The organism is Pirellulales bacterium (genome assembly GCA_035533075.1).
In the GTDB taxonomy this organism is placed as follows: Bacteria; Planctomycetota; Planctomycetia; order Pirellulales; family JAICIG01; genus DASSFG01.
This window is the reverse complement of sequence record DATLUO010000149.1, coordinates 23,216-35,855: the sequence shown is the minus strand read 5'-3', so window position 1 is coordinate 35,855 and position 12,640 is coordinate 23,216. Positions and strand designations below refer to the sequence as shown.

The window sequence follows — 12,640 nt, the reverse complement described above, 5'->3', positions numbered from 1 at the left end:
TTTATGTCTACCAACTGCGTTGCCGACCTGGCACGGCCTGAAACGATTCGCGGCAGCGAGCAGACTGCCGACCGCGACGATGTCTCGCTCACCCAGCTTTTGGACCTGTTGCTCAAGGACCGCTCGACGCTCGAACAACTGTTGCGGCGGCCCGACCGGCAGCGGCGGCTGGTGCCACGGCTGCTGACGCTGGGACTCATCGGCTTCGCCGTCTATGGCGTCGCGGCCACGGTGATTCTCAACTCCGTGTACGTTACTTGGAACTTCTGGCCGCCGGGCGTGCCTCGCGCCCATTGGAACGATGCCTCGCTGGCCAATCTGTTGCTGGCGTATTGCCTGGGACTGGTCGCGGCCAACGGCGTCTGTCTGCCCAGCTTTTACTTCTACGGCCTGCTGGCCGGCGTGCGTACCGGCATGCTCGGCGTAGTCGCGCACGCCATGAAGGGCATGACCTCGGCGGCCGTCGCGCTGGTCGGCGTGTTGCCGATCTACGTGGCGACGGCGCTGGCCGTCGTGGTCTTCCCGGTTCCGCGCGTGCTGATGCTCACATGCGTGGCGTTCGGGCTGCTGCTGCCGTTTGTGGCCGGTCTGTGGGGCGTGAAGACGCTCTACGACGGCTTCTTGACCCTGCGCGACACGATCTGTGCCGAGCGGCGCGAGTCGCGGGCCTGCCTGTTGCGGCGGCTGCTGTTGGCTTGGTGCGCCTGCTACACCGCCGTGACGCCGCTGATGGTCTACGTGTTGTGGAACTTCTTCGCAACGCACGTTTGAGACGAGGGGAGGCAAACCATGGGACTCGGTGAAACACTGCTGCTCTATTTGATTGCCGGTTTCGCGGTGGCCGGCGCCGTTTATCTCAGCGGCGACGGCGATCGCGGCTGGCTCCCGTTGGCCACCGCCACCGTCTTCTGGCCGCTCTATTTGCCGGTCTTGCTCTCGCGTCCGGAGACTCCCACGAAATTCGATCGCGCGACGAGCCACGCTGCCGCCGACGAAATGGCGGAAGCAATCGCCCAAGTCGATGCCGAACTCGACACGGCCTTTTCAAGCCTGGACGGCTGGGCCGAAAACGTGCTGGCCCGTGAGAAAGACCGGCTCGTCGAGCTGCGTTCGGCGTTGGCGACGCAAGCTGCCCGGATTCGCGAAATGGACGCCCTCATGGCACGAACGGAAATCGAAGCCGGCGGCGTCCCGGAGACGGTCGCGGAAGACGGTCCCCTCGTGGTCGACCGCCGAGCATTGAGCGAGCAGGCGCGCCGCAAGAACCTCGGCCGGCTGCGCGAGGTGCGGTGCCGCGCGTACGACGACCTGATGGGCACGTTGGCCTGGATTCGCGAGTTGGTATCGATGATCCACTTGGCCAAGTTCACCGGCGCGCCGGCCTCACGCGCCGAGGAATTGGTGGCCCAGATCGCGGCAGCGGTGGAAGGTATTTCGGCGGTGACGTGGCAGGATGCAGGGGAAGAACAAGAGGAGCGCAGGGGCAATACGTCGGCGGCGTGAGGGATCAGGGTTCGGGTTCACGATTCAGGGTTCAGGATTCAGATTCAGGAGTAAACCATGACACTTTTCGGACGCATCAACGATATTCTCACGGCGAACCTAAACGATCTCGTCGATCGCTTTGAAGACCCGGAAAAAATGTTGCGGCAAGCGGTGCGAGAGATGGACGACACGATCGCCGCGGCCACCAGCGCGGCCGCCCGCTCGATCGCCTGCGAGAAGTTGCTGGGCAAGGAAATCGAGTCGCAGCACGGCCAGGCTTCGCGTTGGCAACACAGAGCGGCGGCAGCCGTCTCCGCCGGCGACGACGACCATGCCCGTCGCGCACTCATGCGGCGCCGCGAGCATGAGCGGCTGGCAGGGGTGTTCGAAGAACAACGTGCGGCGGCCGAAGATGCCAGCGCTCGGCTGCGCCGCCGCATCGATGCCATGAAGGTAAAACGTGCCGAGGCCGGAAGGATGATGGTCGCATTGGCGGCACGCCAATGCGTGGCGCAGGCCTACCGCCGCCTGGGCGCGCACGCGAGTGGCGACGCGGGGCGCTCGGTCCTTGATCGTTTCGAGCGATTGCGGCAGCGCGTCGAGCTGGTCGAATCCGAGACCGAGGCGCTTTTGGAGCTGGCCGAGCTCGATGAGTCTGACGGGTGGCAGGACCGTGAAGCTGCCGCTGAGATCGCGGTGGAACTGACGGCGCTCAAGGGGAACGACCGAGGAACTCCAGGGCCGATCGGACCGTAAATTGACCATCCCCCTCTTTCGGTGAACTGACAGAATCTGTCAGTAGATCAGAATCGTCCCTTCGCGCGCCGCCGTGACCGCGGGCGGTTGGCGGCCGTAACGCGGCCCTTCAACGAACTTTCGCTGTCGGCTGCGAAAGAAGGAAAGAGCCGAGCGCGGCGGGCCGTTGGCGCGGATATTCACCGGCCCTTATAGAAACAGCGCACCGCGTGTAGCAGAATTCGTGTCCCGGCGCGCCGGGACCGGCCACGACTCGCGCGGCGACTAGACTCAATACCGTTCGTCTTTGCGCAAGTCACAGCCTCCTGATAACTTATGTTTGGTCAATAACCAAGCATCAAGGAGGCTGTGACGATGGAAGAGCAAGGATGCTCAACGCTGGCAGCGGGAGTAGATGGCCGTATTTTGGATCGGTTGACCCTGGCGATGTGTTTCCGCGAGACCTTGGTTTATAATGGCCAGGAAAGCCGTCGGCCCCGTCTTTCTGCACGTGCTGCGGCTGCAAGACCGCCTTCCATAGCCATGCACAAAGACGCATTGATCTGCCCGGTTTGCCGCCAACGATGCTCGTTGCTTGACGTCGTGGACTTCAACAAGTCATGCGAGGAACGAAGGGGCACGTTTCTCAGTCCGGCCGGCGTTCCAATCTACTACGCTTTCTGCGGCGGATGCGGCTTCTGCTTCGCCCCGGAGATGTCAACCTGGTCCTTAGAGAAATTCGAAGACAAAGTATACAACGACGACTATGCCGTCGTGGACCCGGATTACAAGGAAGTGCGGCCTCGCGGAAATGCCGGCACCTTGGTTTCTCTCTTCGGCAGTTTACCTCGGTCAGTCCGACATCTGGATTATGGTGGCGGAAACGGAGTTCTCGTCGACCTTCTGCGCACGTCAGGTTGGAATTCGATATCCTACGACCCCCTGGTGAACCGAGACGTCAGTGCCGAACAGCTTGGCCGCTTCGAGCTGATTACAGCCTTTGAGGTCTTCGAACATGTGCCTGATGTCCAGCAGTTGATGTCCCATTTGCGGTCGCTGCTCGCTCCGGATGGACTCGTGTTGTTTTCCACCTTATTGTCGGACGGGAGCATTCACCGCAACCAACGACTGAGCTGGTGGTATGCCTCTCCCCGAAACGGCCACATCAGCCTGTTTTCGAGAAACAGCCTCGCCCTTCTGGCGCAAAACCACGGGTTCCATTTTGGCAGCTTTTCGGTTGGCTGTCATATTTTGTTCTCGAACATACCGCCTTGGGCCGCTCACATTATTCGGGTGTCCAATCGCTAGTGCAGGTTTTGGGCCTGCTCCAGCTTCTCGCGCAGCGCGGCCGCCATCCGCTCGAAGACTTCCGGCCAGTCGTCAAAACGGCGCTGACGGAACAGTCGCATCGTCGGATACCAGGGCGTATCTTCGCGGTCCAGCATCCAGCGCCAGTCGGGCACGGTCTGCACCGCCACCCACACCGGCTTGGCCAACGCGCCGGCCAGGTGGCCGACCGACGTGTCGCAGCAAAGCACCAGGTCGAGATTCTCGATCACCGCCGCGGTGTCGGCGAACGTCTCCAGCCGCGGCGACAAGTCGACAATCCGCTCGCCGAAGCTGACCTGCCCAAGCTGCTCCTGCCCGTCGTTCTTTTGCAGACTATAGAGCCGCACGCCGCTGATCGCGGCCAACGGCGCGAAGTTCGACAGCGGGACCGACCGCCAACGGTCGCCGCGATGCGCACGGCTGCCTTGCCAGGCAATGCCGATCTTGAAGTCGCGCACCCCGCCGAGTTCGTCCCGCCAGAGGGCCACCTTCTCAGGATCGCCCTTGAGATAGGGAACGTCGGCGGGCACGGTGTCGAGCTTCGTGCCCAGCACGCAGGGCAGGCTGAGCAGCGTGATATAGGTGTCGAAATCGGGCAGTTCCTCGCCCTGCACCAGCAGTTGGTCGATGCCCGGACAACTGCTCAAGATCGGCTTCAACAGCCGCTGGACCTCGGCCAGCACGCGCGCCCCGCGCTGGCGCAACAGCGGAGCATAGCGAATGAATTGAATGGTGTCGCCCAGCCCCTGCTCGGCCGCCAACAAGATGGTCTTTCCCTCCAGCGGCGAACCGTCCCAGAGCGGCTGCGGGCATTGGCGCGGCTTGAAGTTCTTCAGCTTCCAGCGCCATTCATATTCGGCCCAGCCGTGCTCGAAGTCGCCCGACAGCAGCCACACCAGCGACTGGTTCCAGTGTGGATCGGCATAGTTGGGCTTCAGGTCGGCCGCCTGGCGATAACATTCTTGGGCGGCCTGCATGTCGCTCTGGTCGCGCAACACGTTGCCGAGGTTGTTGTAGGCCTCGGCCATTTCGGGCATCAGGTCGATCGCGCGGCGGTAGCTGTCGGCGGCGTCGTCGAAGCGGCCCAGATACCAAAAGGCGATGCCCAGGTTGTTGTGGGCCTTGGCAAAGTCGGGCTTGATCCGCAGCGCCTCATTCAACACGTCGATCGCTTCCTCGTAGCGGCCGACCTCTTCCAGCGCGCTGCCCAGGTTATTGTGCGCTTCCGGCAGCTCCGGTTTGAGCCGGGCCGACTCGCGGCAACTCGCCACCGCGGCCTCGCCCTGTCCCGATTGGCGCAGGGCGATGCCCAGGTTGTTATGGGCCTCGGCAAAGGCGGGCTTCAAAACGATCGCCCGGCGATACGACGCGATCGCCTCGTCCACTTTGCTCTGCGAGGCCATCACCAGGCCCAAGTTGTTGTGGGCTTCGGCCAGGTCGGGCTTGACGAGCAGCGCTTGACGAAAGGCCTCGGCGGCTTCATCGAGCTTGCCCCCCTCGTAGAGCGTCAGTCCCAGGTCGTTGTGGGCCTGGGCCGAATCGGGCTTCTGCCCGACCGCTTGACGCTGGCTGGTAAGCAGCTCTTCGAAGTGCCCCAACTCGCGCAGCGCCCGGTGCAGGTTGTGCCGGGCCTTGACATCGTCGGGATGCAGCTCCAAGGCGCGCTGGAAGATGGCGATGGCCTCGTTGGCCTTGTCTTGCCGCAACAGCGCCAGCCCCAAGTTGTTCAGTATCTCGCCATTGTCGGGCTTCAATTCGAGCGCGCGTCGGAAGCTGGTGATCGCATCGTCGACCGAGGCTTGCTGGGCCAGCACCACGCCCAGATGGTTGTGCGCCTCGGCGTGCCGCGGATTGACGCAGGTGGCCTGCCGCAAGCTGCTGCGCGCCTCATCGAGCTGGCCCAACTGCATCGAGGCCGCGCCCAGCAGATACCACACCTGGGCATTGTTCGGCTGGGCCAGCAGCAGTTGGCGATAGAGGCCGACCGCCCTCTCGACGTTGCCGGCCTGGTGCTCGCGCCGCGCTTCGTCCAAAGTCGCCGGCGTCCCGGCTTTCGAGGTCGTCGCACCGCGGGCCGGTCGCGGCAAATGTTCCATGCCGAACTGCTCGGGCCGGATGGGCGACGGCGACTCGACATGGTGAGCGCAAACATTAAGTGAAACGATCTTGGGGAAGATATTCTCGCGATTGGCTGCAAAGTTGGCGGGGTTATAGAGCGGCGGTTGATGAACGTAGAGCTGATAGCCCAGGTCGAACATCAGCGCCCGCAAATCGGCCGATGCTTGAGCGCGGTCGTCTTCGACGTACAGCAGCGGCCGAAAGCGACGAATCGTCTGCGCGGCCCCGGTCAAAACTTGCCGCTCCATCCCCTCGACATCGACCTTGATGAAATCACATGCGGCCAACTGCAAGTCGTCGATCCGCAGCAGTGGCACCGGTTCCGTCACCACGGACGAGGGCAGGTTCGTCAACCGAATGCCGCCGTAATCCTGTTCCCTGTCGGCATCGACTTCCGGCACGGCGATCGTGCCGGCACGCTCGCCGACCGCCGCATGATAACAATGCACCTGGTGCAGGTTATTGAGGGCCATATTGCCGCAGAGCATATAAAACAAGCCGCGTTGCGGCTCGAAGGCCAGCACCTTGCCCGTCGGCCCCACCAACTTCGCCAGGGGCACCGTGTGCGCGCCGATATTCGCGCCCACTTCGAGCACGGTCTGTCCAGGCCGCACGAGGGCCCGAAAGAGCTGCACTTCCGACTCCGAGAACTCGCCGTAAAGCTCCAGCGAGCGGCCGACATAGGTGTCGTTCGGACGATAGATCATCTCGCCATAGCGGCATACTTTGGTTTTATTCACGAGGGCACTCAGCCTCCAATTCGTAGGGTGGGACCAGCGAGCTTGCGAGCACCGGCCCACCAGCATCGGCAAGGTCGCTCTCGGTGGGCGGGCGCTCGCAAGCTCGCTGGTCCCACCCTACGTGACTCAACTTTAGGACACTACCCATCGGCGCTGCGACATGCTCGGCCAGCGCCGAGGCCATGCGCGCGAACACCTCGTGCCAGTCGCCAAGACGATGCTGGCGGAACAGCCGCATCGTCGGATACCACGGAGTATCTTCGCGGTCCAGCAGCCAGCGCCAATCTGGCACGGCCGGCACCGCCACCCACACCGGCCTGCCCAACGCGCCGGCCAGGTGGGCGACCGACGTATCGCAGCAAATCACCAAGTCAAGGTTCTCCATTACTGCCGCGGTATCGTCGAACGACTCCAGCCGCGGCGACAAGTCGACAATTCGCTCTCCGTAGCTGACCTGCCCAAGCTGCTCCTGCCCGTCGTTCTTTTGCAGGCTATAGAGCCGCACGCCGCCAATCGCGGCCAACGGAGCGAAGTTCGAGAGGGGGACCGACCGCCAACGATCGCCGCAATGCGCGCGGCTGCCTTGCCAGGCAATGCCGATTTTGAAGTCGCTCGCGCCGTCAAGTTCGTCCCGCCAGCGGGCAACCTTCTGAGGATCGCCCTCGATATAGGGAACATCGGCCGGAATGTTATCGAGCGTGGTGCCAAAGATCCGTGGCAGGCTCAACAGCGGCACATGGACGTCGAAGGGTGGCAATAGGTCGCCCTGCGCCAAAACCTGCTCGACGCCTTCGCAACGACTTAACAGGGCCACCAGCGGGGGCTGACAAACGAGGACCACGCGGCCGCCGCACTCGTGGACCCGCCGTGCGTAGCGGATGAAGTGCAGCGTATCGCCGAACCCCTGCTCGGCCTGGAGCAGGACCGTTTTGCCCTCGAAAGGCGAACCGTCCCAAAGCGGCTGCGGAAACGGCCGCGCTGAAAACTCGGGGCACTTCCAACGCCATTCGTATTCGGCCCAACCTTCGGTCAGCTTTCCTTCGACCAGCCACAGCAGCCCGCGGTTCCTTCGCGCGTCGGGCAGGTCGGGCTGCAACTCCAGCGCCTTTTCCAGGCAGGCCAGCGCTTCCGCCCGGCGGCCCAACTGCCTCAAGATGAAGCCCGCATACAGATGAGCGCTGGCCAGATGGGGCCGCAGCCGCAGCACCTCGCGGCAGCTCGTCAGCGCGCCGTCCAGGTCGCCTCGTTGCGCCAAGGCCATCGCCAGCTCGCCGTGGGCCTCGGCGAAATCGCCTTTGAGCCGCAATGCTTCGCCGAAGCTGGCGATCGCTTCATCGGTACGTCCCAGCTCCCGCAGCGCACTGCCCAAATACCGGTGCGCCTCAGCGTGGCCCGGACGCAAAGCGATGGCCTGTCGATAGCTGACCGCCGCCTCTTCCCAGCACCGCTGCGCAAAACGGGCCGCGCCGAGGTTGAAATGGCCGTCGGCCAAGTCGGGCTTCAAACGCAACGCCTGCCGGCAGTTGTCGATCGACTCGTCAAGCTGACCGAGCTCGCGTTGCACATTGCCCAGATTGTTGTAAGCCTCCGCGAAGTCGGGCTTCAGCTCGACGGCCCGCTGGTAACACGCCCGTGCTTCCTCGCGCCGCCCTTGCTCCAGTAGGGTGTTGCCTAAGTTGTTGTGCGCCTGCGCAAAATCCGCTTGCGCGCGGACCGCGTCGACAAAGCACTGCTCCGCCTCGCGCGTGCGGCCCTGTCGTGCCAAGGCCACGCCCAAGCTATTGAGTTCGCTCGCGGTCACGCACCTTCTCCTTCAAACGAGAAAGCGTCGTTTATCAGCCCCATAAGCCGGCGGTGGCGCTCGCGTTCAGCATAAGCCGTGCGGGCAAGTTCGACGAACTGCGGGCCGAAATCGCCGCCGCGCCGGCACTCGTCGATCTGACGCTCGGCCGCGCTAAGAGCCTCGCACGCCGCCTTCAGTTCATTCTTCAACTCGGCCACCTGCGGAGCACGGCGAAGCAAACGCGACAGGCTGTTCTCCAGCGTCACGAGCTCCTCGCGATTGCCGCCACCCGCAGCCCCGCCCTGGTCCAACGCGATCTCCAATCGCGCGACGCGATCGATCAGTTCGCCGGGCCCGATGCGGACCATCGTGCTCAAATCCATCGGCGCGCCGATCAGCTCGGCCAGCGCCGACGTGATGCGCACGAACACGTCGTGCCAGTCGCCGCGGCGGTGCTGACGGAACAGCCGCATCGTCGGATACCAGGGAGTGTCGTCGCGGTCCAAAAGCCAGCGCCAGTCGGGCACGGTCGCCACGGCCACCCACACCGGCCTGGCCAACGCGCCGGCCAGATGGGCCACCGACGTGTCGCAGCAGATCACCAGGTCGAGGTTCTCCATCACGGCGGCGGTATCGACGAACGACTCCAGCCGCGGCGCCAAGTCGATAATCCGCCCGCCGAAGCTGACTTCTCCGAGTTGTTCCTGCCCGAAGTTCTTTTGCAGGCTATAGAGCCGCACGCCGCTTTGGGCCGCCAACGGAGCAAAGTAGGAAAGCGGGATCGACCGCCCGCGGTCGCGGCGATGCGTGCGGCTGCCTTGCCAGGCGATGCCGATCTTGAACTCGCTCACGCCGCTCAGCTCGTCGCGCCAGCGGGCAACGATTTGTGGGTCGCTGTTGAGGTACGGCACGTCAGCGGGAATGTTGTCGAGCGTGGTGCCAAAAATCCGCGGCAGGCTCAACAGGGGCGCGTGAACGTCGAAGGGCGGCAACGGATCGCCCTGGGCCAAAACCTGCTCGACGCCTTCACAGCGACGTAACAGGGTCACCAGCGGGCGCTGGCAGACCACGATCACGCGGCCGCCGCGCTCGCGTACCAGCCGCGCGTAGCGGACGAAGTGCAGCGTGTCGCCAAATCCCTGCTCGGCGTGCAGCATGATCGTTTTTCCGTCCAATGGCGTACCGTCCCACAGTGGCTGCGGAAACGGCCTTTCCGGAAGCTCCGGACACTTCCAACGCCATTCGTATTCGGCCCAACCTTCGGCCAGCTTGCCCTCCAGCAACAAGACCAGCGAGCGGTTCTTGCGGGCGTCGGGCATGTCGGGCTGTAGCTCCAGTGCCTTTTCGCAGCAGGCCAGCGCTTCGGACCGGCGGCCCAGCTCCGACAGGATAAAGCCCATGCTCAGATGCGCGCTGGCCAAGTCGGGCCGCAGCCGCAACGCCTCGCGGCAGCTCTCCAGCGCGCCGTCCAAGTCGCCTTGTTGCGTCAAGGCCATGGCCAGCCCGCCGTGCGCCTCGGCAAAGTCGCTCTTGAGCTGCAACGCCTGGCGCAAGCTGAGGATGGCCTCCTGGATGCGGCCCAGCTCGCGCAGCGCGTTGCCCAGGTTGCTGTGCGCTTCGGCGTGGTTGGGACGCAAAGCAATGGCCTGGCGATAGCTGGCCGCCGCTTCCTCCCAGTGACGCTGGGCGGAGTAGGCCGCGCCGAGATTGTTGTGGGCATCGGCCAGGTCGGGCTTCAAACGCAGCGCTTGCCGGCAGTTGGCAATCGCGTCGTCGAGCTGGCCCAGGTCCCGCTGCACGTTGCCCAGATTGTTGTACGCTTCGGCAAAGTCGGGCTTCAGGGCCACCGCCTGCTGATAGCAAGCCAGCGCTTCGTCCCGCCGCCCTTGCTCTTTCAGCGCGTTGCCCAAGTTGTTGTGGGCGTGCGCAAAGTCGGGCTGAGCGCGGACCGCTTCGGCGAAGCACTGCTCCGCTTCCTGCGAGTGGCCCTGCTGCGCCAGGGCAATGCCCAAGCTGTTTTGGGCCTGGGCGAATTCGGGCTTGAGCGTCACCGCCCGACGGTACGCGGCCACCGTCTCGTCCGGCTTGCCTTGCGGTTGGCAAACCGAGCCCAGCAGATACCAGATTTCGGCGTTGGCCGGTTCGAGCGCGAGAAGCTGACGGTAGCCGGACTCGGCGCGCGGCAGATCGCCGGTTTGCTGGCATTGTCGGGCGGCGGAAAGTAACTCGCTGGCGGTCATGCAATTTTGGATTTTCGATTTTTGATTTTTTGATTTTGGCCGGCCGTAAGGTGGGACCAGCGAGCTTGCGAGCGCCGGCCCACCGTTTGCCGCGTCGCGCACTCAACGGACGCCGTAGCCCCGTCCGTCGTCGTTTACGGTGGGCCAGCGCTCGCAAGCTCGCTGGTCCCACCTTACGATTCTGGCTTGACAACGCCAATTCTAGCTTGCAAGTGCGTTCATGGCACCTCAAAGCGTCTCACCGCCCTCTTCGACCGCTCCCTCGACCGGCGGAACGACCGGCGGAGCGGCCTTTGCCAGCCGGGCGGGCGGCAACGTGCCAAGCTGGAAAGGGGATTCTCCGACGATTTCCCTGCCTCGCGGCAAGAACACGCGCACGCGGACGCACCAACAGATTTTAACGATCACGCCTTGATAACTCAGCGGGCTGGCAGGCAAGCGCGTGCTGAAGCGCTGCGGCCGGCGAAAGTCGGTCCCGCCACGTTCCGCCGCCTCGGTCCGGTCGAAGTAGTGTACGGCCAGGTCTTCGTCTCCCTGGCCTTCGGTGTGCCAGAGCACCGAGATCTCGACGGCAGTCGGATCGATCCATCTCAGCGAGTCGACTTGATAGGCGCCCGACAACAAATCGCCCGGTTGGTATACGCGACGGTTGCCATCGAGCAAGATGCGGACCGATCCTTCGCTCATGCGGCATGGCTCTCGAACCGACAGGGATAAACGTGCAGCAGGAAGCTGCGTTCGAAGTCGCCGCGCCGGGCGACCTCGCCGCTGACCACAAGCTTCCAGCACACTTTATTATGCTCCGAGCGGAACGAGTGCATAGCGCAAGCGGGAATCTCCATGCTGGTCCGCAGCCGCAATCCCGGCTCGTGCGGCTCCGGGGAGGCCTCGCGACAGTAAATCTCGTGCTCGTAGACCCTCCGCGTCGCCGTGCGTGCGTCGGTCCCTTGACGGTACGTGGCTTCCTCTTCACAGACGAGCACGACGCGCAGCCGCTTGACGGTCAGCTTGCCCGATTGGTCGATGAACAGCTCGAAGGTGCCGCCGGGGTACAAGGGATGTTCCGAGATTTCCACGATCGTCGGTCCCACGCTGCCGGCCACCAACAATTGCCGGAGGAACAGCGCGACCAGCCCCGCGCCCCCCACGGCCAGCGGCGCTACGAGCAGGGCCAGCAGCCAGTCGGGGCTGCCGCGGCGGTAGCCGTCCACGGCCATCCATAAGAACGCCGCCACCACGCCGTTCCAGACGATGCTCAACAGCAGCAACCCCGCCAGGTTCCAGCCCGGTTCGCCGCTCGGCAGCCGAAAGGCCAGCGTCGTGCCGGGACTATCGGTGACGTCGCCGGGACTGGGCACCGAAGGGAAGGGCGGTTCCTGCCCGGTCAGCTCGATTTGTTCCCGCCGCGCGGTCTCTTGCGCGAGCACCGCCCGCCGCTCGGCCGATTTGCCCCATGACCAGATCAAGAATGACAAGCCACCGGCGCCGACGGCGATAAACGGCACGGGCACCACGAGCATCAGCCAGGCGAACCAGGAATAGCCCCGCGCCAGCACGACGCGCTCGGGATTCTGGGGGTCGTACCAACAAGCGTAGTCTTGACCGGTCTGAAACTCGGCCAACAATTGCTCGCTTCGGTGCCGGTCGCGCGTGTGCAGGTCGGTCACGTCATAGGGCGCCCAGGGGGAGAAACGGCGACCCTGCACGGTGAATTGCAAGCGGAAGCGCGGGGCATAGAGCGGACCGTCGCGGGCCGGCTGCTCCTCCAGGCGCTTGTCGATCAAACGCGCCCGATGTTCGACAAAGTCGCGGTTGACTCGCAGCTCGGGAACGGTCAAAGCGGCGAAGAAGTAAAACAGGGCCGCCAGGCCGATGCCGAGCGAAACCGCGCAGAAGCAGCCCGAACCAAAGCTGCGGACCACGTTCGAGCCGGTGTGGCGTCGGCCGCGCTTCTTGCCGTAAAATCGAGTCAGATACCGGGGCACTGCGTCGCTCGCAACCGCGTGAACATCATGCTTGTCTTAGCCGCCGCACGGCCGGGTGGCAAGGGGCGGGCTGGAGCAGGTTCCGCGATCGAAAGAATGGGACTATCGCCGCGCGGTTTATCGGCGACTGGCCGAGCGATTGGGCGGCGTCGCGCAAAAGGCCTACGACCGGGTGTTCGCCTTGGAGACGACGGCTTGCTGAGCGCATGCTTCTCAACCAGGTTA

The 12,640-nt window shown here is 64.1% G+C and carries 10 protein-coding genes; 5 read left to right on the top strand and 5 right to left on the bottom strand.

Translation table 11 applies throughout. The annotated features are described in order from the left end of the window. Positions 1 to 3: 3 nt before the first annotated feature. The 4 genes from VNH11_19075 to VNH11_19060 all read left to right on the top strand — a co-directional run bounded on the left by VNH11_19075 (position 4) and on the right by VNH11_19060 (position 3,528). Positions 4 to 771, top strand: coding sequence for a hypothetical protein (locus tag VNH11_19075; GenBank protein HVA48475.1), 768 nt, complete (start codon positions 4 to 6; stop codon positions 769 to 771). An 18-nt stretch (positions 772 to 789) separates the two neighbouring features. Then, positions 790 to 1,503, top strand: a complete 714-nt coding sequence (locus tag VNH11_19070; GenBank protein ID HVA48474.1) for a hypothetical protein — start codon at positions 790 to 792, stop codon at positions 1,501 to 1,503. Positions 1,504 to 1,560: 57 nt separating this feature from the next. Then, entirely contained in the window at positions 1,561 to 2,241 is a 681-nt protein-coding gene (locus tag VNH11_19065; protein ID HVA48473.1) for a PspA/IM30 family protein, read from the top strand. A 354-nt stretch (positions 2,242 to 2,595) separates the two neighbouring features. Further along, on the top strand, positions 2,596 to 3,528 hold the full coding sequence (locus tag VNH11_19060; GenBank protein HVA48472.1) for a class I SAM-dependent methyltransferase: 933 nt from the start codon (positions 2,596 to 2,598) through the stop codon (positions 3,526 to 3,528). Here the strand turns inward: VNH11_19060 and VNH11_19055 are convergent. The 5 genes from VNH11_19055 to VNH11_19035 all read right to left on the bottom strand — a co-directional run bounded on the left by VNH11_19055 (position 3,525) and on the right by VNH11_19035 (position 12,415). Continuing rightward, entirely contained in the window at positions 3,525 to 6,407 is a 2,883-nt protein-coding gene (locus tag VNH11_19055; protein HVA48471.1) for an FkbM family methyltransferase, read from the bottom strand. The genes VNH11_19060 and VNH11_19055 overlap by 4 nt on opposite strands. Then, positions 6,400 to 8,208, bottom strand: coding sequence for a tetratricopeptide repeat-containing glycosyltransferase family protein (locus VNH11_19050; protein HVA48470.1), 1,809 nt, complete (start codon positions 8,206 to 8,208; stop codon positions 6,400 to 6,402). Before VNH11_19050 ends, VNH11_19055 begins: the two co-directional genes overlap by 8 nt. After that, positions 8,205 to 10,430: a tetratricopeptide repeat protein gene (locus VNH11_19045; protein ID HVA48469.1), complete on the bottom strand. Its 2,226-nt coding sequence runs from the start codon at positions 10,428 to 10,430 to the stop codon at positions 8,205 to 8,207. The genes VNH11_19050 and VNH11_19045 overlap by 4 nt, the downstream gene beginning before the upstream one ends. A 228-nt stretch (positions 10,431 to 10,658) precedes the next feature. After that, entirely contained in the window at positions 10,659 to 11,117 is a 459-nt protein-coding gene (locus VNH11_19040; protein HVA48468.1) for a hypothetical protein, read from the bottom strand. Next, on the bottom strand, positions 11,114 to 12,415 hold the full coding sequence (locus VNH11_19035) for a DUF3592 domain-containing protein (GenBank protein HVA48467.1): 1,302 nt from the start codon (positions 12,413 to 12,415) through the stop codon (positions 11,114 to 11,116). The genes VNH11_19040 and VNH11_19035 overlap by 4 nt, the downstream gene beginning before the upstream one ends. Before the next feature lie 55 nt (positions 12,416 to 12,470). Between VNH11_19035 and VNH11_19030 the strand changes: the two genes are divergently transcribed. Beyond that, entirely contained in the window at positions 12,471 to 12,617 is a 147-nt protein-coding gene (locus VNH11_19030; GenBank protein HVA48466.1) for a hypothetical protein, read from the top strand. Positions 12,618 to 12,640: the final 23 nt, after the last annotated feature.